Annotated in this window: 20 protein-coding genes; 9 read left to right on the forward strand and 11 right to left on the reverse strand. The window is 59.5% G+C overall.

The window, feature by feature from the left end; genetic code table 11:
• Nucleotides 1-187: 187 nt before the first annotated feature.
• A complete protein-coding gene (locus tag MUY35_RS12290) occupies nucleotides 188-1,063 on the forward strand; it encodes an EamA family transporter (protein WP_248368873.1) in 876 nt (291 codons plus the stop codon).
• Between the two features lie 16 nt (nucleotides 1,064-1,079).
• Here MUY35_RS12290 and MUY35_RS12295 read toward each other — a convergent pair whose 3' ends face one another.
• From MUY35_RS12295 to MUY35_RS12305, 3 genes are all read right to left on the reverse strand, one after another.
• Nucleotides 1,080-1,247 (reverse strand): DUF465 domain-containing protein, encoded by a 168-nt coding sequence (locus tag MUY35_RS12295; protein ID WP_248368874.1) that lies wholly within the window; start codon nucleotides 1,245-1,247, stop codon nucleotides 1,080-1,082.
• 129 nt (nucleotides 1,248-1,376) lie between these two features.
• The gene (locus MUY35_RS12300) at nucleotides 1,377-2,138 is read right to left on the reverse strand and encodes a methyltransferase (protein WP_248368876.1); all 762 of its coding nucleotides are present in this window, start codon (nucleotides 2,136-2,138) and stop codon (nucleotides 1,377-1,379) included.
• A 3-nt stretch (nucleotides 2,139-2,141) separates the two neighbouring features.
• Entirely contained in the window at nucleotides 2,142-2,357 is a 216-nt protein-coding gene (locus tag MUY35_RS12305; RefSeq protein ID WP_248368878.1) for a DUF2007 domain-containing protein, read from the reverse strand.
• A 71-nt stretch (nucleotides 2,358-2,428) separates the two neighbouring features.
• Here MUY35_RS12305 and MUY35_RS12310 point away from each other — a divergent pair, with 71 nt between their 5' ends.
• On the forward strand, nucleotides 2,429-3,424 hold the full coding sequence (locus MUY35_RS12310) for a polyprenyl synthetase family protein (protein WP_248368880.1): 996 nt from the start codon (nucleotides 2,429-2,431) through the stop codon (nucleotides 3,422-3,424).
• On the opposite strand, the gene MUY35_RS12315 is transcribed toward MUY35_RS12310, so the two are convergent.
• The 3 genes from MUY35_RS12315 to MUY35_RS12325 form a co-directional block, all read right to left on the reverse strand.
• A complete protein-coding gene (locus tag MUY35_RS12315; protein ID WP_248368882.1) occupies nucleotides 3,417-4,247 on the reverse strand; it encodes a 4-(cytidine 5'-diphospho)-2-C-methyl-D-erythritol kinase in 831 nt (276 codons plus the stop codon). The two genes, MUY35_RS12310 and MUY35_RS12315, sit on opposite strands and share 8 nt — an antisense overlap.
• Nucleotides 4,244-5,971, reverse strand: a complete 1,728-nt coding sequence (locus tag MUY35_RS12320) for a tetratricopeptide repeat protein (protein WP_248368885.1) — start codon at nucleotides 5,969-5,971, stop codon at nucleotides 4,244-4,246. The genes MUY35_RS12315 and MUY35_RS12320 overlap by 4 nt, the downstream gene beginning before the upstream one ends.
• 130 nt (nucleotides 5,972-6,101) lie before the next feature.
• Complete coding sequence (locus tag MUY35_RS12325; protein ID WP_248368887.1) at nucleotides 6,102-7,754, reverse strand: electron transfer flavoprotein-ubiquinone oxidoreductase; 1,653 nt, start codon at nucleotides 7,752-7,754, stop codon at nucleotides 6,102-6,104.
• 315 nt (nucleotides 7,755-8,069) lie between these two features.
• On the opposite strand from MUY35_RS12325, the gene greA reads away from it, so the two are divergent.
• Nucleotides 8,070-8,540 carry a transcription elongation factor GreA gene (greA, locus tag MUY35_RS12330; RefSeq protein WP_248368890.1) on the forward strand — a complete coding sequence of 157 codons (471 nt, stop codon included), beginning with the start codon at nucleotides 8,070-8,072 and terminating at the stop codon, nucleotides 8,538-8,540.
• A gap of 28 nt (nucleotides 8,541-8,568) precedes the next feature.
• Nucleotides 8,569-9,633, forward strand: a complete 1,065-nt coding sequence (locus MUY35_RS12335; protein WP_248368893.1) for a hypothetical protein — start codon at nucleotides 8,569-8,571, stop codon at nucleotides 9,631-9,633.
• Here the strand turns inward: MUY35_RS12335 and MUY35_RS12340 are convergent.
• The 5 genes from MUY35_RS12340 to MUY35_RS12360 form a co-directional block, all read right to left on the reverse strand.
• Nucleotides 9,630-12,956 carry an efflux RND transporter permease subunit gene (locus MUY35_RS12340; protein WP_248368895.1) on the reverse strand — a complete coding sequence of 1,109 codons (3,327 nt, stop codon included), beginning with the start codon at nucleotides 12,954-12,956 and terminating at the stop codon, nucleotides 9,630-9,632. The two genes, MUY35_RS12335 and MUY35_RS12340, sit on opposite strands and share 4 nt — an antisense overlap.
• A gap of 3 nt (nucleotides 12,957-12,959) precedes the next feature.
• Nucleotides 12,960-14,420 carry an HlyD family efflux transporter periplasmic adaptor subunit gene (locus MUY35_RS12345; RefSeq protein ID WP_248368896.1) on the reverse strand — a complete coding sequence of 487 codons (1,461 nt, stop codon included), beginning with the start codon at nucleotides 14,418-14,420 and terminating at the stop codon, nucleotides 12,960-12,962.
• Nucleotides 14,421-14,545: 125 nt separating this feature from the next.
• Nucleotides 14,546-15,100: a molybdenum cofactor biosynthesis protein B gene (moaB, locus tag MUY35_RS12350; protein WP_248368897.1), complete on the reverse strand. Its 555-nt coding sequence runs from the start codon at nucleotides 15,098-15,100 to the stop codon at nucleotides 14,546-14,548.
• A 9-nt stretch (nucleotides 15,101-15,109) separates the two neighbouring features.
• Entirely contained in the window at nucleotides 15,110-15,712 is a 603-nt protein-coding gene (locus MUY35_RS12355) for a metallophosphoesterase (RefSeq protein ID WP_248368900.1), read from the reverse strand.
• Nucleotides 15,709-16,509, reverse strand: coding sequence for a uracil-DNA glycosylase (locus tag MUY35_RS12360; protein WP_248368902.1), 801 nt, complete (start codon nucleotides 16,507-16,509; stop codon nucleotides 15,709-15,711). The genes MUY35_RS12355 and MUY35_RS12360 overlap by 4 nt, the downstream gene beginning before the upstream one ends.
• Nucleotides 16,510-16,632: 123 nt before the next feature.
• Between MUY35_RS12360 and MUY35_RS12365 the strand changes: the two genes are divergently transcribed.
• The 5 genes from MUY35_RS12365 to plsY are packed head-to-tail and all read left to right on the forward strand — an operon-like array spanning nucleotide 16,633 to nucleotide 20,416.
• On the forward strand, nucleotides 16,633-17,595 hold the full coding sequence (locus tag MUY35_RS12365) for an aspartate carbamoyltransferase catalytic subunit (RefSeq protein WP_248368904.1): 963 nt from the start codon (nucleotides 16,633-16,635) through the stop codon (nucleotides 17,593-17,595).
• Nucleotides 17,588-18,046 carry a hypothetical protein gene (locus tag MUY35_RS12370; RefSeq protein WP_248368906.1) on the forward strand — a complete coding sequence of 153 codons (459 nt, stop codon included), beginning with the start codon at nucleotides 17,588-17,590 and terminating at the stop codon, nucleotides 18,044-18,046. Before MUY35_RS12365 ends, MUY35_RS12370 begins: the two co-directional genes overlap by 8 nt.
• Nucleotides 18,047-18,059: 13 nt before the next feature.
• Complete coding sequence (gene pyrC / locus MUY35_RS12375) at nucleotides 18,060-19,319, forward strand: dihydroorotase (protein ID WP_248368908.1); 1,260 nt, start codon at nucleotides 18,060-18,062, stop codon at nucleotides 19,317-19,319.
• Entirely contained in the window at nucleotides 19,312-19,788 is a 477-nt protein-coding gene (locus MUY35_RS12380; protein ID WP_248368910.1) for a GNAT family N-acetyltransferase, read from the forward strand. The genes pyrC and MUY35_RS12380 overlap by 8 nt, the downstream gene beginning before the upstream one ends.
• 19 nt (nucleotides 19,789-19,807) lie before the next feature.
• A complete protein-coding gene (plsY, locus tag MUY35_RS12385; RefSeq protein WP_248368912.1) occupies nucleotides 19,808-20,416 on the forward strand; it encodes a glycerol-3-phosphate 1-O-acyltransferase PlsY in 609 nt (202 codons plus the stop codon).
• The last annotated feature ends 19 nt before the right edge of the window (nucleotides 20,417-20,435 follow it).

Here is a 20,435-nt window from a genome sequence, read left to right on the forward strand (position 1 = left end):
ATCGCATTATTGGGGACTGGCCAAACCGGCTGGTCCCCTCTTTCTTGGGCAACGCCGAATTGGTCCTGAGGGACTCGGAGATGTGCATTGATCAGTCTTTCAAGGTCACAAATTAGATGATACCTAACCGAAATGACCGACTGCCTACCGTCACCGACATGACCATAATCCCGGTCGAGAAGCTGATATGACAACCGGCAAGGCAACCCTAGTGGGCTTTAGCGCGGTGCTGTTGTGGTCTCTGTTGGCTCTTTTTACTGTGGGAACCGTCCCTGTGCCGCCCTTTCAACTGGCGGCCATGGCGTTTCTGATTGGCGGTTCTGTCGGGTTGGTCTGGATCGGATGGGCCGGGAACTTGGGCGCGCTGCGGCGAGTTGGGTGGCGCGTTTACCTGTTCGGGACGCTCGGCCTGTTTGGTTATCACGCACTTTATTTCTCGGCCCTGCGCATCGCACCGGCTGCCGAAGCGGGGTTGATTGCGTATCTTTGGCCGTTGTTGATCGTGCTTTTCTCGGGCCTATTGCCAGGCGAGCAGCTAAGGCCGCTTCACATTATCGGCGCGCTTGTGTCCTTCGTGGGCGCGGCGATCATCGTTTTGGGCGGATCGAGCGGGTTTAGCGCAGATGCACTGCCCGGCTTTGGCCTCGCGTTTCTATGCGCGCTGACATGGTCGGGGTATTCGGTTCTTTCACGCAGGCTGGGAAACACGCCGACCGCCTCTGTCGTCGTTTTTTGCCTTTTGACGGCAGTGCTTGCGACCGGTGCGCATCTGACATGGGAAGTTACAGCGTGGCCAGTCGACGCCCTTGGTTGGGCCGCGGTTCTAGGTCTGGGGCTAGGCCCAGTCGGACTTGCGTTTTACGTGTGGGATATTGGAGTGAAGCTGGGCGACATTCAACTATTGGGCGTCGCTAGCTATAGCGCGCCGCTGTTGTCGACACTTATCCTGATCGTTGCAGGCGTGGCGGAGCCCCGTCTGTCATTGATCCTTGCTGGTCTTCTTATCACGGTTGGCGCGGTGATGGCCGCGCGGGCCAGTTCGGCACAAAGCGCAGGCAACTGACCCGGTCTGATAGGCCCTAGGCGGTTGCGAGACGCTCAATTTCCTCTTTGAGCAGGAGTTTCTGCTTCTTCAGCTCAGAAATCTCGTGGTCGCTGCTGCCGGGCGACCGTTGGATCGCCTCGACCTTTTCAGAGAGAACCTCGTGTTTCCTCCGCAGCTCTTCAAGATGCGAACTCATGCTCATGGGCGTTCCTCCTCTGATGTAAATGGACAGATTGAGTGCACCACATATTTGGCAGCTTGTCACGAGGTCGTTGCATCCAAATGACGAAAATCCGCGATGAGTTCGATCCGAACCCGGTGCCTGCGGCGTCTAGTCCAAGGACAAGGCCGCGCCTGTACGCAAAATCGCGGCGACCTCGGGTGTGTAATGATCGCGGTCGGCTTCGTGCATAATGCCTTCGTGCAAAATAAGGGGAGCCGCCAGTCGGAACGCGCCACGTCCACCTTTTCGCGCCTGCACGATCACCAGTGATGCCGCCCGTCCGATGCGCGGGCAAAGAGGCTTCACCACCACCGAACCAAGCCTGCTATCCATTGCGGCTAAGACCTCGGGCAGTCGTTCGGCATTTTGGATCAGGGTAATGTATCCGGCGGGTGACAGGCGTCGCGTCGCCTGATCCAGCCAAGTGGAAAGCGGCGTGTCTTCGCCCAACGCGCCTTCGCGCACCGCATCGGGGGAGGCGGTGCCTCGGTCGCGCCGAAAGTAGGGCGGGTTCATAATAACGTGATCAAACCCGTCATTGCGCAGCGCGGCCGGCATGTTTGCCAGATCGCCTTTGTGTACGGTCAGGGGAATTTTGTTTTGCTTGGCGTTGAGCTTCGCAAGATCAGCGTAAATGGTTTGCCGCTCCAACCCCACCAGTCGCAGCCCGGCGACGCGCCGCCCAAGACAAAGTGACGCGGCCCCGGCACCGCACCCAAGTTCAAGAACCGATTGTCCGGGGGATGCCGGGACAGATGCGGCCAGAAAAACCGGGTCAACGCCCGCGCGATACCCGGTCGCGGGCTGTGCTAGCGTCAATTGCCCGCCCAAAAATGCATCTTTTGTCAGTTCGGGGGCCGCAGGTGTCATGGTTTACCCTTCGTATTCCACGCCATTATCGCGCAAAACGGCGCGCGCAAGGAATAAATCTTTTTCAAGGACCATTAAGCGGCGCGGCAGGATTCCGATCGAACCTTCCAGCGCACTCATATGGACGTCCATCGCAAAGCAGTTTATATCCTCGCCATCAAGAAGGGCCGTGACAAACGGGATCAAAGTTGGGTCTGTGGTGCGAAGAAGCTCTCTCATAGATATGGACTTAATGGCAGGTCCATGGCTTTGTCGAGCCGGATGACGGGCAATCTGACGGGAAGGTGATCATGCTGATCGAAGCTGCACATAAACCGCACGAACGTTTGGGTGCGCATCTCGAAGACGAGATGGCCGCCGTGAACGCCTTGATCAGTCAACGCATGGCATCAAAGAACGCCCCGCGCATTCCCGAGGTGACAGCTCATCTGGTTGATGCGGGCGGCAAACGTCTGCGACCCATGCTGACCTTGGCGGCGGCGAAGCTGTGCGGATACCAAGGGCCCTATCACATCCATCTGGCCGCAACGGTCGAGTTCATTCACACCGCCACGCTGTTGCATGACGATGTGGTCGATGAAAGTGGTCAGCGCCGCGGACGGCCCACCGCCAACTTGTTGTGGGACAACAAGTCCAGCGTTTTGGTCGGCGACTATCTATTTTCGCGCAGTTTCCAGCTGATGGTGGAAACCGGCAATTTGCGGGTTCTGGATATTCTGGCCAATGCCTCGGCCACGATTGCCGAAGGCGAGGTGTTACAACTGACCGCCGCGCAGGATCTGGCGACGGACGAGGCGATTTATCTGCAAGTGGTGCGCGGCAAGACCGCCGCGCTGTTTTCCGCCGCGACCGAAGTCGGCGGTGTGATCGCAGGGGCAAACGAGGCGCAGGTGAAAGCACTGTATGACTACGGTGATGCGCTGGGCGTGTCGTTCCAGATTGTGGACGACCTGTTGGATTTCACCGGCGGAGATGCCATTGGCAAGAATATTGGCGACGACTTCCGCGAACGCAAACTGACGCTACCGCTGATCAAAGCCGTTGCAAAAGCGGACGAGGAGGAGCGTTCCTTCTGGTCGCGCACGATCGAAAAAGGTCGCCAGCATGATGGCGATTTGGACTATGCGCTGGGGCTTTTGAACAAGCACGGCGCATTGGAAGAAACGCGCACGGACGCCATGGTTTGGGCGGACAAGGCGAAGGCTGCGCTGACGGTTCTGCCGGATGACCCGATCCGCGATATGTTGCGCGAGATTGCCGACTACGTCGTGGCGCGGATTAACTAAGGCGCGCGGGTTCGACCCACCAATCAGGCTGCTGATCTGCCACCAACCGGGCCGCGTTTTGCGCGGCCTGTTCTGTTTCAAACAACGCAAAACATGTGGCCCCCGACCCTGACATTCGGGCAAGTCGCGCATCCGGCAGTGCCGTTAAGGCGGCCAGCACGTCAGCGATGATCGGGGCGTGCGCAATCGCGGGCGCTTCCAGATCGTTGCGTTGAGACGCCAGCCAGTCAATGAAAGCCCGCGTCTTCAGACCTTGCGGCAGTCGCTTGGGCATCGGCGGGTTTGCCTTGTTGGGTAGGGCTTTGAAGACAGCAGGCGTCGCAACGTCGACGCCGGGGTTGGCAAGCACCGCAAACAGCGGTGGTAGTCCGGAGCAGGGGGCGACATCTTCGCCAATGCCACGCATCCGTGCGGCATGGCGAAGCAGGCAGACACGCACATCGGCACCCAGCCCGGTCACGCCTTCGGGCAAGCGGGTGTTGCCGGTGATCTCGGACAGCGCAAGAACTGTGGCGGCAGCGTCTGAACTACCGCCACCGATTCCGGCGGCGGTTGGCAGGTGTTTGGACAAGACGATGTGGACTGGCACGTCGAAAAGGGCAGCTGCGCGGACGGCAAGGTTGGTTTCGTCCGTCGGCACACCTTCGGCACGCGGGCCGGTGACCTCGAACTTCGACACGGTTGCAGGCATCACGGTCACGCGGTCGCCCACATCAGCGAACACCACAAGGCTATCGAGCAGGTGATAGCCATCTTTGCGCTGACCCGTCACATGCAGCGTCAGGTTCACCTTTGCAGGGGCAAAGATTTTGCTGATGGTCATTCGGGTTTGGTCAGGGGGGCGGCCCCTTCTTCTGCCAAGACGACATCCAATCCGACCTCAAGCTTGCGGCGTATACGATCAGGCTTAAGTTCTTCCAGATCAGTGTCGTCAGCGATGAAGCTAAGCGCGCGGCTCCATTGGAACCGAGCCTCGCGTTTGCGACCAACGGCCCAATAGGTATCACCCAGATGATCGTTCAGGATCGGGTCAACTGGCATCAGCTCGACCGCGCGTTCCATGTTCTTGACGGCTTCGTCATAGCGCCCCAACCGGAACTGAGCCCAACCCAGGCTGTCGACGATGTATCCGCTTTCGGGGCGGGCTGCGACCGCGCGTTCGATCATGTCCAGCGCTTCGTCCATATTGGTCTGCCGTTCGACATAGGTGTAACCCAGGTAATTCAGCACGTTGGGCTCTTCCGGGCTAAGCTCCAGCGCTTTGCGAAAATCGGCCTCGGCCGCTGGCCATTTGTCTATTTTGGTCAGTGCAATGGCGCGCTGAAAATAAGTGGCCCATTGGCCGGGCAGATCTTCGGCAAAGCCCTCGATTGCTTTATCATAGGCGGCGCGGGCTTCTTTGAAGCGGTCTTGTTGCATCAACGTGTCACCAAGCGCGACGCGGAACCGAAGCGTGTCAGGATAGGCGTCGGCCAGAGCTTTCAGTTCGTCGATCGCCTCGTCAAATTTTTCGGAACGACGCAGGACATCCGTGCGACCCAGTGCGGCCTCTTGATACAGGAGGCTGCCCGTGGGCACGCGACCATAGGCGTCGACGGCAAGGTCGTGAAGCTCCATCCGTTCAAGCAGCCGCGCAGACAGTAGGATGGTGCCCGCGTTGTCGGGGTTCAGATGTTCGGAAAGGCGGCTGAAAATAAGCGCAATGGTCGGGTCGGCATCGACGCTTCGGCTTTCAGCGACGGCAAAAAACAGTTCGGCAACGCCGTCATTGGGCGATGTGATGCCGGTGAAGGGCAAAACCTCGCCTGCTTCAAGCTTGGCAATGATGTCGGCAACTTCCGGGTCGACCTGCCCGGTGGCGCTTTGTTTTAAAAGCGCCAGCGCGTCTGTATGGCGGTCAAGTTGGCTCAGCACCTGCACATAGGCCAAAATGCCGCCGCGATTCAGTTGCAAATCGCCTTCTTCACCGCTGAAAATGCTTGCCGCGCCTTCGAAATCTCCGACATGTGCCAGTGCCAGCGCCTTTTGGAACTGGGCGAAGGCACGGGTGCTTTGGTCTTCGGACAGTCTGTCAAACACCTCGAGCGCCTGCGACATACGGCCCTGACCCAGACTGATCCAAGCGGTGGTCATCTGGTCAACCATGCCAGCGATCGAAATCCCGCCTTCCAGCAGGGCGAGGGCGTCGTCCCACTGTTCGTTCGCCAACGCGTCGCCCAGAAGAACCAATCCGGCCAATTGATTGTCAGGATTGATTGACGTCAGACGGTGGGCGAAAGGCAGGGCCTTGTCGATCTCGCCCAGTGCTGTATGGGCCACGACCAGACCTTCAAGTATGTCGGTGCGATCCGCATTGTCAGACAGGGCGCGCGTGCCGTATTCGACCACCTTGACGAAATCGCCTGACAGATCGGCTTGGCGTGCCGCCAGATAAGGGCCGGCAGCCGTATCAGCTTGCCCCGTTATTGGCGCTATACCGACAAGACAGGCCGCCGTGATCATAGTGGCGATGAGCTTACGGGAGGTTGGAAATCTAAGGGGCACCACGTGTAAATCTCTTGTTAGATGGCTTCGTAAGTTGAAGCGTTGCTTTGGAACCTAATCGGCATATGCGGCGAAAACAATGAGGGGCGGCACATGGCCACCCCTCACGTTTACGTTTTCTGGAAACACGCCGCTACATGTTCGGATAATTCGGCCCGTCACCGCCCTGCGGAACCGTCCAGATGATGTTTTGGCTTGGGTCCTTGATGTCACAGGTCTTGCAATGAACGCAGTTCTGAAAGTTGATCACAAAGCGCGGATCTTTGCCGGCTTCCTCAACCACCTCATAAACGCCCGCCGGGCAGTACCGTTGCGCGGGTTCTGCGAATTCGGGCAAGTTGACCTTGATCGGCAGATCGGGGTCAGCCAGCTTCAGGTGGCAGGGCTGGCTTTCTTCATGGTTCGTGGCGGCGAAGGCGACATTGGTCAGGCGGTCAAATGACAGTTTGCCGTCCGGTTTCGGATAGTCGATGACAGCGAAGTCGGCGGCTTTCCCCGTGGCCTGCGCGTCGTTCTTGCCGTGTTTGACGGTGCCAAAAGGCGAAAACCCAAACAGCGACTGCACCCACATATCTACCCCGCCCAGCATCAGCGACGCGGTCAGGCCAAATTTCGACCACAGAGGTTTTACATTGCGCACTTTCTTCAGGTCTTTGGCAACCTCGCCTGTGCGCAGCTCGACCTCGTAATCCGACAACTCGTCACCCGCGCGACCTTCTGCGATGGCCTTCACCGCCGCGTCTGCCGCCGCAATGCCCGACAACATCGCGTTGTGATTGCCCTTGATGCGCGGCACGTTCACCAACCCGACCGAACAGCCAAGCAGAGCGCCACCGGGGAACGAGGCTTTCGGCATCGACTGATACCCGCCTTCGGAAATCGCCCGCGCGCCGTAAGCCACGCGTTTGCCGCCCTCAAGCAGTTTTGCAATCTCGGGGTGATGCTTGAAGCGCTGGAATTCCATATAAGGATAGAGGTGCGGGTTCTTATAGTTCAGGTGAACCACAAAGCCGACGTAAACCTGATTGTTTTCTAGGTGATAGATGAACGATCCACCGCCTGCATTCTTACCCAGCGGCCAGCCCATCGTGTGGGTCACGGTGCCTTCGTTGTGTTTTTCTGGGTCAATCTCCCAGATCTCTTTCATACCAAGGCCGAACTTCTGCGCGTCGCGGCCTGCTTGCAGGTCATATTTGGCGATGATTTCCTTCGCCAGCGACCCGCGAACACCTTCCGAGATGAAGACGTATTTGCCGTGCAGTTCCATCCCCGGCTCGGTGTTGGGGCCATAAGATCCATCCGGTTCCAGCCCGAAAACGCCAGCGACAACGCCTTTGACTTCGCCGTTGTCGCCAAAAACCAGATCGGAACACGCCATGCCGGGGAAGATTTCGACCCCAAGCTCTTCGGCCTGTTCCGCCATCCAGCGGCAGACATTCGCCATCGAAACGATATAGTTGCCGTGGTTGTTCATCAAAGGCGGCATCGGCCAGTTGGGCACACGCAGGTGACCTGCTGGGCCAAGCACAAGGAAGTTGTCTTTCTTCACGGCCGTTTTGATCGGCGCGCCTTTTTCTTTCCAGTCGGGGATAAGCTTATCAAGCCCACAAGTGTCCAGCACCGCGCCTGACAAGATATGCGCGCCAACTTCGGACCCTTTTTCAAGCACAACCACATTCAGGTCTGCGTTTTGTTGCTTCAGGCGTATCGCAGCCGACAGACCAGCGGGGCCCGCGCCCACGATGACCACATCGTATTCCATGCTTTCGCGTTCAATGTCGCTCATTTTCTTTTCCCCGGATAGACCGTTTCGCAAGATCGTTAGCTTGGCGCATCGCGCGGGTCAATCAGGACACTGCGTTACAAGGGGGGCCAGCGGGTGTTTTTGGCCCATTCGCACGCTGTTTGCGCTGACATTGCCGTTCGGCGATGTCGCGCCAACTTGGGGCGCGTCCCACAAACAATGACGTTGCAAATCGCGCGAGTTTGCTAGATTTTCGGCGCAACCGGGTGCTTTGCCCGACGTAATGATCAAGAAGACACGGTGATAACTTCGCCGATGCGTTCGCGCGCATTGGCCACGGCAGAATGAATAGGCCTTATGGATAAGATACCGCTGACGCGCGCGGGTCACACTGCGCTGAACAACGAACTGAAAATCCTCAAATCCGAGGAGCGCCCGGCGATCATCCGCGCGATTGCTGAAGCGCGTGAGCATGGCGATCTGTCTGAAAACGCCGAATACCATTCCGCCCGCGAAAAGCAGAGCTTCATCGAAGGTCGGATAAAGGAACTTGAGGGCGTTTTGTCGTTGGCCGAGGTGATTGACCCGGCAAACCTGAATGGTGCCGTCAAATTTTCGGCCACAGTCACCATCGTTGATGAAGATACGGAAGCAGAAAAGACCTTTCAGATCGTGGGTGAGCCCGAAGCGGATATTGAGAATGGCAAGCTCAACATCAAATCTCCCTTGGCGCGTGCGCTGATCGGCAAGGAAGAAGGCGACAGCGTCGAAGTGCGCACGCCTGGTGGAGAAAAAGCATACGAGATCCTGAAGATTGAATGGATCTGACGCCCCGTGGGGCGGATAAGAGGACCGAATGAACGACAAGGCGAATAACGGACCAGCAAGCCTGGGAACGGGGCGCAGAGCGCTTCATGCGCAGGTTCCGTCGCTGAGCGCGGGCGAGGTCATTGGCCTATTGCTGTCTGGCCTTTGGCTGGCGGGCTGTATTCTGTTTTTCATCGTTCTGGGTTTCGGCAAAAGCGAAGACGCGGGGCTTGCTGGCCCGTTGCAGTTTTTGATGACGCTTGTGGCGGTGATTATGCCTGTGGCGGTCATCTGGGTGGCGGTCGCTGCCCTCAGGTCTGCGCGGATCATGCGCGACGAAAGTGTGCGCCTTAGTGCGGCAATAGATGCCATGCGATCCGCCTATATCCAACAGCAGCAGGGTTTTACGGGCACGCCCGCACAAGCCTCGAAGGTCGAACAGAAGCTGGACGAAATCGCACAGGTCAGCCGCAAGACGGAAAGTGCGTTGGCGACCTTCACGTCGATTCGCCCCGGCATGCCGACGCTCGCCAACCCAACACCGCCAGACCCCAACCCCGCCATTGTGTCGGAAGCAACCGGACAGGCGACCGCCGATCAGACCAGTCTTGCTCTTGGCACGCCGGTCGAGGATTTGAACCCGCCGCTATCTGTCGAAGATTTTATTCGCGCCTTGCATTTCCCCGAAACCGCCGAGGACGCAGATGGCTTTCGTGCCCTGCGTCGCGCGCTTGACGACCGTCGCGTGGCAGGTTTGGTGCAGGCATCACAAGACGTTCTGACCCTGCTGTCGCAAGACGGGATATATATGGACGACCTGCGACCTGATCGCGCGCGGCCCGAGATCTGGCGCAAGTTTGCGGCTGGTGAGCGTGGGCGCGGTGTGGCCGCTTTGGGCGGCGTGCGTGACCGGTCATCTTTGGCGCTGACGGCTGGGCGAATGAAGCAAGACCCGATATTCCGGGATGCCGCGCACCACTTTTTACGCCGTTTTGACCAAACATTCGCAGGTTTCGAAAAGAACGCCTCGGATGAAAATATTGCGGCTTTGGCCGACACGCGAACGGCGCGCGCCTTCATGTTGTTGGGCCGCGTGACCGGAATATTCGACTAAGTGCTGCGCCCGCGCATTACGACGCCCCCGGCCAGATAGCCCAAGACCGCAATAGCTGCGCTGATCATGACAAACCGCGATATCCCCTGTGCGGTCACCCCCCAAGAGGCGACGGCCAGCGCAAAGGCAGCGATCATTGCCAGTGCGGCACCACCAACCAACAGTGTTGCTGACCTCAGGCCGCCGCGCTGACGCCCCCGCCATATCCGCTTCAGGGCATGCACCATGCGGCCCATGTCCGCCTGTATGGCCACCAAAGCGGGCACGACAAGCAAGACAAGCACCATGCCAAAGCCCAGCCCATAAGTCAGGGTGATCACGGTGGGTTTCAGAAATTGCGCTTGGCGCGACGATTCGTAAAGCAGTGGCCCCAGCCCCAGAACTGTTGTCATCGTGGTCAGCATAACCGCCCGCAATCGGTCTGCCGCCCCGTCGATGATTGCAGGAACCAGCCCACGCTCGCGTGCATATTCGTCGATGGTTGTAACTAACACGATTGAATCGTTGATGATGATCCCGGTCATCCCGATCAGCCCAACGACCGAGAACATGGATAGCGGCACATCCCAATGAACGTGACCAAAGATCGCTCCGACCAACCCGAACGGAATGATCGCCATGACCACCAGTGGGCGGGTCCAACTTGAAAAGATCCACGCAAGCGTCAGGAAAATGCCCAGCAGCACCAGGATCAGACCAGATTGCGCGTCAGATAGGAACTCTTTCTGCTGTTCGGCCAAACCGCCCAGTTGGAAGGCGATGCCGAATTCCTCGGCCAATTCTGGCAGGATCTCAGTTTCGATTGTGCGTTGGATCTCCTCGGCGCGTGCGGCGTTGTTTTCGTCGATGTCGCCCGTGACCTTAACCAATCGGATGCCGTTTTCACGTTGCACACTGGCAAACCCAGTGCGCGACCGGACCGAGACAAGGTCGGCGAGGTTCACATAAGTGCCGCTTTCCGTACGCAGTTGCGTGCGTTCCAGAAAGTCTGACGTTAGTTCCTCTTCTGGAAGCTGAACTCGGATTTCAGCCGACCGCGTGCCATCGGGATAGCTCGCGGCTTCGATCCCGTTCAGCCGGTTGCGTAACACGCGCCCCAACCCGTCGATGGTAAAGCCAAGCGCCTGACCTTGTGCGGTCAGATCAAGGATCAGTTCTTCTTTGTCATAAGACAGGCTGTCTTCCAGTGCCGAGACTTCGGGAAATGCCGTCATGCGGGTTCTGAACGCTTCGGATGCCGCTTTCAGCTGTTCAGAGGTCGCGCCAAAAAGTTCAACATCCAAACTGTCGCCGCCGGGGCCATAGCGGTTGCCACGGAATGACAGCACCTCTAGCAGCGGGTGGTTCGCAACCGCGTCCTGAAGCGCGCCAACAACGGCAAATGCGCTATAGGGGCGCAGGTCGGCGTCGATCAGCTCGACCGAAACGGACCCAAGCAAATCGGTATCTTTGCTGTCCACACCTGACAAACCCCGCCCGGCATTGCCGCCAATTTGGGACAGCGCGTGCACCACAGGGTTGCGCCCGTGCTCGGCTTCAAATTCAGCACCGGTCTTTTCGACGGCGTCTTGGACAAGCCGCATCATGTCGAGCGTGTCATCCTTCGTCGCGCCCGAAACCATTGCGAAATTGCCGGTGACCGAGGACCGTTCGGGTGCATTGAAGAAGCGGAAGGTCAGGTCACCCCGAATAAAGATCGAAGCCTGACTGGCAAGGATCAAAAGGGTCATTGCGATAACTGGATAGCGGGCCTTGATCACGAAGCCCATCAGGGGGCGGAACGCGTGGTCGCGCACCCAGCGGAACCCCTTGTTCACCTGACGTGACGGCCAGTCATACCAGTGTTCTTTGGCGGTGTGCGTCAGGGCGTGGGACATGTGATGCGGCAGGATCAGGAAGCATTCTATCAAAGACGCCGCCAGCACGACGATCACGGTGAAGGGAATGTCGGCGATCATGTCGCCAAACCGACCGCCAATGGCGGTCAGGCCGAAAAATGCGATGACTGTTGTCAGAGTGGCGGAAAACACCGGGGGGAACATCCGCTTTGCAGCGTTTTCAGCGGCCTCAACCGGGCCTTCACCCAACCGACGCGCCCGGAAATCAGCATGTTCGCCCACGACAATCGCGTCATCGACAACGATCCCCAGCGTGATGATCAGCGCAAAAAGAGAGATCATGTTGAGGGTTAGCCCCGACATATACATCAGGAAAATCGCGGATGTCATCGCGACCGGAATGCCAGCTGCCACCCAAAACGCGGTGCGGGCGTTCAGGAACAAAAATAGCAGCAGAAGGACAAGCGACAGCCCCTGCAAGCCGTTCTTCATCAGCATGTTGATCCGCGCCGTGATCAGGTCGGACCGGGTGCGCACGAGCGAGATTTTGACGCCTTCGGGCAGGGTTGTCAGAAGCTCGGCGCGCACCTCTTCGACGATTTCCTGCATTCGGATTGCGTCGCCTTGCGCGGATCGTGACACGTTAAGGGCAATCGCGGCGTCGTCGCCCACGAAATAGGATCGGTTGCGGTCAACGCCTTCGATCTTCACCTGCGCGACATCGCCAACGGTTAGTTTCGACCCATCAGGGTTCGAGCGAAGGACAATCGCCGCAAGTTGATCGGCGCTTCGTTTTGCGATGCCTGTGCGTACACGCGCCGCGCCGGATGCGACGTCGCCTGCCGGGGCGGCAGTGGCCTCGCCTGCGATTGCTTCTGCGATCTGGGCCATCGTCACATCATGTTCGATCAGCGAAAGCGAGGTCACTTCGATGATCGTACGAGGGGCAACAAATCCGCGTATCCCGGTGCGCGTCACCCCCTGTTCAAACAGGCGAATGATCATCTCATCAGCAAAACGCCCGAGCTGTTCGATTCCGACAGGGCCGGAAATCACCACATCAGTCACGCTGTCACGCCACGCACCGCGCCTGACCTGCGGCGTTTCGGCATCTTCTGGCAGGTCTGACAGCTCGTCCACGGCGGTTTGCACGTCGTCGGCTGCACGGGCGACATCCCAGCCGGGTTCAAACTCCAGTGTGATGCTGGCGCTGCCTTCGAAAGACCGCGAACTGACGCTTTCCACGCCGTCAACCGCCAACAGCGCGGGTTCCATGATCTGGACAATCGCTTCGTCCACATCCTCGGCCCCGGCGCCCTGCCACGTGGTCTGTACCGAAACGCTTTCAATCACCACATCGGGAAAGAACTGTGCGCGCATTCGGGGATAGGAAAACACGCCAAGCACAATCAGAACCACAAGAAGAAGGTTCGCGACCGTGGCGTGGCGCGTAAAATAGGACAGAAGGTTCAGGTCACGTCCCATCCGCTAGTTCCCCATCCGCTGTTCCAGCCGCGCGAGCGTGTCTGCAGGAAGTGTGCCCTCATCAAGCTGGGCAAGGATGCGATTGCGTGCCTCATCGGGCATTCGTTCGTTGCTCTCCACGAAGTTGCGAAGAAGCGCGACACGTGCGGGGTCAAGCGTGATCATCTCGGCTTTTGGTTCAGGTGCTATGCCTTCGCCGTCGCGCACCGGACGGACGCGAATACCGGCGCCAAGGGCCGGGGTGCGTTCTGTCACGATCTCTTGCCCCTCAAGCGCCGTGGCTTTGACGATCACGTCATTGCCCTGACGGCGCAGCAATTCGACTTTGGCGCTGGTCAGGCGATCCTCGGGACCAAGCACAAGCACTTCGTTTTGTGCGTTTAGCGCCGAGGCAGGTAGCAGGACGGTGCCTTCCAGTGCAGGTTCGGCCACGACGACTGTGACGAAATCACCGGGGCGCATCCCCGGCGCGGGCGCAAGCGAGGCGAAAATTTGGCGACCCGTTTGCCCTTCGCCGACATCAGCGCTTTCGCGGTCAATGCGCCCGGTTGTGGTCAGGTTTACGCCGGTGGCGTCCAGCCGGACAGTGACATCGGTGTTGGTCAGCGTGCCGTCAGACCCCAACAGCCGCGCATATTGCGCTGCCGAGACGCGAAACCGCATCTCAAGCGCGGATGGGTCGATGATCCGCCCAAGTTTTTCGTTGGCCGTGACAACGCCACCACGCAGGGCGGTTACATCGGTCAGAACACCGCTGATTTCGGCAACGATTTGGGTTTCGTCAAGGCGGCGTTGGGCTTCGTCTAACTGGATTTTACTGCGCCGCAAGGCCGCGTCGGCGGTCGACACGCGGGCTTGTGCGGTGATCACGGATTGTCGTTTGGCCAGCACAGCTTGTTGCGCCGCCGAAGCTGCAAGGGCGGCGGTTTCCACAGCCGCTTCGGTTCCTACACGCCGCTGCACCAGATCGCGTTGCCGTGTCAGGGCTGCTTCGCGCAGGTCGGCCTGACGCTTGGCATTGTCCAGATCGTCACCGGCCAGTTCCAAAGCCGCACGCGCGTCGCGCAGTTCCGCTTCGGCCTGCGTTACGTCGGTCTCGGCCAACTCGCGGGCAAACTCAAAATCCGTTGGGTCGATGCGCAGCAATTGATCGCCCTCGCGTACCACGCCGCCAGTTTCAAAGTTTGGCGCGATCTCGGTCACAGTGCCGCCGGTCAACGCGCGGACGTCCAGTTCCCGGCGGGCCGAGAGTTCACCATATGCCGTCAGCACAGGCGTCAGGGTTTGCGCCGTGACGGTCATGACATTGGCCGAAAACACCCGTTCGCGGGCGGTCGGTTCGGCGCTATCGCGTTCAGCGCGGGCCTTGAAGGCAGAATTCACCATGCCAGCAGCCATTGCCACCAACCCAAGGGTTGCGGCCAGAAGAAGCAGCCCGGTCAGGCTTCGGCCCAGAAAACGCATGTTACTACTCCACTAAACGCCACAACATCCTGTCCTGCTCGGCCCCTGCAAGCAAGCGGCGCGTGGTCACAGTTGCGGCAAGTCAACGATCAGCAAACCGATTACGCTTTAAACGGATGGGCAGATCATTTCCGTCGTTTATGTTCGTCTAATCGCGGAAAAATTTCGACGAAGTTGCATGGCATGTGGCGGTAGTCCAACTGGTGAACCAAAATGTCGTCCCATGCGTCCTTGCACGCACCGGGGCTGCCGGGCAGGGCAAACAGATATGTACCGTTGGCCACGCCGCCCGTGGCGCGGCTTTGCACAGCCGAGGTGCCGATTTTGTTCATCGAAATAATGGTGAACACGGTCGCGAACGCCTCGATTTCCTTTTCATAGACATCGCGATGCGCCTCGACAGAGACATCGCGCCCCGTCAGCCCGGTGCCGCCGGTGGATATGACCACGTCAATGTCGGGGTCCAGCGACCAGGCGCGCAGTTGATCCGCGATGTCGCCGCGTTCATCGCGGACAATCATTCGGTCGGCAAGAATGTGGCCCGCGTCCTCCAGCCGGGCGACCAAAGTGTCGCCGGATCGGTCCTCGTCCAGCTTGCGCGAGTCAGAGACCGTCAGCACGGCGATACGCACCGGAATGAAATCACGGGTGGCGGCGGCGTCGGGCGTGATGTGGGACATGTGTTGATCCTAGCTAAGTGAAATCCAGTTGGGCGTTGGGCCGAGGTTCCAAACCTGCGTCGTGCCGATGTGGCCGCGCGCACCCCAAGCGTCGTGGATATGACCGCACAGGAGCCACTTCGGTGACAAACACTTCGCCGCATCCAGCACCGCATATGATCCCAAAGCCCCAAATTCAGAGTGCTGATCAGCCACGCCGTTTGGTGGCGAGTGAGAGATCAGGATATCGGCGTGCTCAATCGGGGATAGCATCGCATGCGCCTCGTTTTCGGTCAGGTCAAATGACTGCCACGGAATCGAAGGGGGTGGCGGAATGGCGCCGCCAATGCCTGCGATGGTCACGTCGTCAATCGTGATCGTTTCACCGTGCAAGATGGTCACGTCGCTGCCCGCAAAGGCGGCGCGCAGTTCGGTATCGGTTTCGTTGTTGCCGGGCACAAATACGGCCCGCGCGCCCCAATTGGCGAATGGGGCGACAAATTCAGCCAGCCCTTTGCGCTGATGGGCGTAATCACCCAAGCCAAGGATCAAGTCCGCGTCTTCAGCCGCCTTGAGCAAGTTTTTGGCCGCCAGCGTGCTAAGATGTAGGTCAGAAAAGGCGAGGATCTTCATTCCAAGTCTCGCAGCTTGGCCCGAATGGACAGAAGATCCGCCCAAGCCTCGCGTTTGGCGACAGGGTTGCGCAGAAGATAGGCCGGGTGCGTCATCGGCATGACGGGCTTGCCCCAACCCTGATCCCAGTTGCCACGCATCCGCAGGATGCCCTTGCGCCCCAACACCGTCTGACACGGCGTGTTGCCCATCAGGACCAGCAGGTCCGGCGCAACCAGTTGCACGTGGCGTTCCAGAAAGGGTGCCATCATCGCGATTTCGTCAGCGCTGGGGTCGCGGTTGTTGGGTGGGCGCCACGGCATGACGTTGGTGATATAGATCGCATCTTTCGACAGGGGGGCGTCGCGCCCCAAGCCGATCGCGGCAAACATCTTGTCCAGAAGCTGCCCTGCGCGCCCGACGAACGGCTTGCCCGCGATATCTTCGTCCCGGCCGGGTGCTTCGCCGATGATCATCACGCGTGCGCCGGGGTTGCCATCAGCGATCACCGTATTGCGCGCCCCGCGCTTCAACTCGCAGCCTTCGAAGGCTGCGATTGCATTACGCAGCGCCTCCAGATCACCGGCCGCAGCAGCCGCCTGTTTTGCCAAGGCAACATAGTCGGCTTGGGGTGCAGCGGGTTGTTTCGTCGGGGTAGCAGGAGCGGGGCTATCTGGCGACACTTTCACGGGTTTTGGCGGGGTTGGTTCCAGTGCATAGCGGTCGACTGGCTCATCCCCGATCGCGTCTACCGCGCCCAGTTCGATATACCACTCCAGAAGCGCCTTCGCGCTATGCCAGTCTTGTGCCGATTCCATGGGGTATAGCCTAAGTGCGCGCGCAAGGAAGGTAAACGATCTGTTGTGCCAATCAGACGCAGAAGGGATGGACGCGCCCGCCCCCCGATCCTATAAGCATCTAACCACAGGACGGAGGCCCAAATGACATTCCGCCAACGCCATCTTTTGGGGATCGAACAGCTTCACCCCGAAGAGATTAAAACCGTTCTTGATCTGGCCGACAGCTATGTGGATCTGAACCGTTCCACGCAGAAACGATCTGATGCTCTGGCCGGACTGACCCAGATCAACATGTTCTTCGAAAACTCGACCCGCACGCAGGCCTCGTTCGAGATTGCCGGCAAGCGTCTGGGTGCGGACGTAATGAACATGGCAATGCAGGCTTCGTCGATCAAAAAAGGCGAGACGCTGATTGATACGGCACTGACACTGAACGCCATGCACCCGGATTTGCTGGTGGTGCGTCACCCCCAATCGGGCGCGGTGAACCTGTTGGCCGAGAAGGTGAATTGCGCGGTGTTGAACGCGGGGGACGGGCGGCACGAACACCCCACGCAGGCGCTGTTGGATGCGTTGACAATCCGACGCGAGAAGGGGCGGCTGCATCGTCTGACCGTGGCCATCTGCGGCGACATTGCCCACAGCCGCGTGGCGCGGTCCAACCTGATCCTGCTGGGCAAAATGGAAAACCGCGTGCGCCTTGTTGGGCCGCCAACGCTGATGCCCTCCCAAATCGACCAGTTCGGGGTCGAGGTCTATGACGACATGGAGGAAGGTCTGAAGGACGCCGATGTCGTGATGATGCTGCGCCTTCAGCGTGAACGGATGGATGGCGGCTTTATCCCGTCCGAACGTGAATACTATCACCGCTTCGGATTGGACGCTGAAAAGCTGGCCCATGCCAAGCCCGACGCCATCGTCATGCATCCCGGCCCGATGAACCGGGGGGTCGAAATTGACGGCACCATCGCCGACGACATCAACCGATCCGTCATTCAGGAGCAGGTCGAAATGGGCGTCGCCGTGCGCATGGCCGCGATGGACCTTCTGGCCCGCAACCTGCGCGCCTACCGTGCCGCCAAGCCCGAGGGTGTCTATGTCTGAGCATGACTTCGAACTGGAACCCCGTTTGGAAAGCCAGACCGGCCCTGCGCTTGAGCCGGGCGAGCGGCTGATCGAAAGCTTCTCCGGCAACCTGACCACCTATGTGAAAGAGCACGTCTTGCTGGCTGCGCTGGGGTCCGTTCTGATGTCTGGCATCCTGATCTATATGGGCAATCCCCATGCCTGGACTGGTGTTGTCGGGGCTGTCGCCGCCATCGCCGTGCGCGGGGTCTATGTGGCGCGCGAACAGGTCGGGTTCACATGGTATCTGACAAACCGGCGGCTGATCGGTCCGGGGGGCCGCTCGATCCTGCTGGGTAATATCGCCAAGGTGAACACCATTTTCTCGGCCGCTCAGGTTGTGACAGCCACAGGCGACAAGTACATGATGAAGTATCAGGCCGACACCAAGGCCACCCAAGCCGCGATCAATCGCGCGCGTGGGGCGTAAGGGGAGCCTTGGCATGACAACCACGTTCACGAATGCCCGTTTGATTGACGCGGAATCCGGTACTGATGCGCTGGGCAGTCTGACCATCGAGGCTGGTCTTATCGTCGCCGTAAACGACGGGGAAACCGGCACATTGATCGACTGCGGCGGCAAATGCCTTGCGCCCGGTATCGTCGATATCGGCGTGAAAATCGGCGAACCCGGCGAACGTCACAAGGAAAGTTTCCGCAGTGCGGGGCTGGCGGCTGCGGCGGGTGGGGTCACGACGATGGTGATCCGGCCCGATACAACGCCATCGGTCGATACGCCCGAAACGCTGGCCTTCGTGGCGCGGCGGGCAAGTCAGGTCGCGCCGGTGAATGTTCGGTCGATGGCTGCGTTGACCAAGGGCCGCGAAGGTCGCGAAATGGTCGAGATGGGATTTATGCTGGATGCAGGCGCCGTCGCCTTCACCGATTGCGATCATGTTGTCACCGACAACAAGGTTTATTCCCGCGCGATGACCTATGCGCGCAGCCTTGGCGCTTTGATCATCGGCCACCCGCAAGACCCGAACATGTCGAAGGGGGCCGCCGTGACCTCGGGCAAGTTCGCCAGCTTGCGCGGATTGCCAGCGGTCAGCCCGATGGCCGAACGCATGGGGCTGGAACGTGATCTGGCCTTGGTCGAAATGACTGGTGTCGCCTATCACGCCGACAACTTGTCGACCGCACAGGCGTTACCAGCTTTGGGGCGCGCCAAGGCGGCGGGGCTGGATGTGACCGCTGGGGTCAACATTCACCACCTGACGTTGAATGAGCTGGACGTGGGCGACTATCGCACCTTCTTTAAGGTCAAGCCGCCGCTGCGGTCCGAAGACGACCGACTGGCGATGGCCGACGCCGTGGCGACAGGGGTGATCGACATCATCTCGTCCATGCACACCCCGCAGGATGAAGAAAGCAAACGCTTGCCGTTTGAAGAGGCCGCGTCGGGCGCGGTCGCGTTGGAAACCCTGCTGCCCGCTGCTATGCGGCTGGTCCATGCCGGGTTGATTGACCTGCCGACGCTGTGGCGGGCCGTATCGTTGAACCCTGCGCGCCGCTTTGGTCTGCCGGGCGGAGAACTGACACAAGGCACCCCCGCCGATCTGGTTCTGTTCGACCCCGACGCACCCTTCGTGCTGGACCGGTTCCAGCTGAACTCGAAATCCAAGAACACGCCCTTCGATGGGGCGCGGATGGAAGGTCGTGTGCTGGGCACATGGGTCGGCGGCGAACGTGTGTTTGGCTGACTTGATCCGACCCGTGCGCCGGGCTGACCTTGCGCAAATGAATGCGATGATCCTGCGCGCCAAGGCGCATTGGGGGTATGATGCGGCGTTCATGGAAGCGGTCGTTGATGAGTTGACCATCACACCGGACGATCTAGGCCCCGATTTGGTGATCTGGCACGATCGGGCACCGCTTGGCATGGCGCATGTGTCGGTCGACGGCGCCACCGCACAGCTGGAGGATCTTTTTGTCGACCCCAGCGCCATGGGGCAGGGCATTGGGGCTGCTTTGTTTCAATGGGCCGCCGTGCGCGCGCGGACCCTTGGTGCACGCGTGTTGCGGATTGATAGCGATCCATTTGCCCTGCCGTTTTACCAGCATATGGGTGCAATCGTTGTGGGCGAGGTGCCGTCAGGCTCCATCCCCGGACGCATGTTGCCGCTTCTTGACTACGGCCTTGACGTGCACGACCAAGCCCCGCAAAGCTGACATAAAAAAGGGACCATTTATGCCAGACATCACTTCGGGCCCTCTGGCCTTAATCCTTGTGGCTGTCGCGGGCTACCTGCTTGGCTCGATCCCCTTCGGCATCGTTATGGCCCGCCTTTTTGGGCTGGGTGATCTACGCCAGATCGGGTCGGGCAACATCGGGGCCACCAATGTGCTGCGCACGGGCAATAAACCGGCCGCGCTGCTGACCTTGCTGGGCGATGCGGGCAAGGGCGGCGCGGCGGTTCTGGTCGCACGCACATTGTTTGCGGAAGATGCGGCACAGGTTGCGGGTTTCGCGGCCTTCCTTGGTCACTGTTTCCCGGTGTTTCTGGGCTTCAAAGGCGGTAAAGGCGTTGCCACCTGGCTGGGCACGATGCTCGCCTTGTCGTTCCCACTTGGGCTCGCGGCCTGTGCGACGTGGCTTGTCGCCGCGCTCGTCTTCCGCATCTCGTCTCTGGCTGCATTGGTTGCAGCCGCTGCATCGCCAGTCGTCGCCTTGTTGATCGGCAAGCCCGCGCTTTTGGTTTTATCGATCGCGCTTGCGGTGTTGATTTTCGCCCGCCATCGCGCGAACATTGAACGACTGATGGCAGGGGAAGAACCCCGCATCGGACGCAAAAAGTAACCTAATCAGGGGACAGATC

The organism is Aliiroseovarius sp. S1339 (genome assembly GCF_023195695.1).
Taxonomy (GTDB): Bacteria; Pseudomonadota; Alphaproteobacteria; order Rhodobacterales; family Rhodobacteraceae; genus Aliiroseovarius.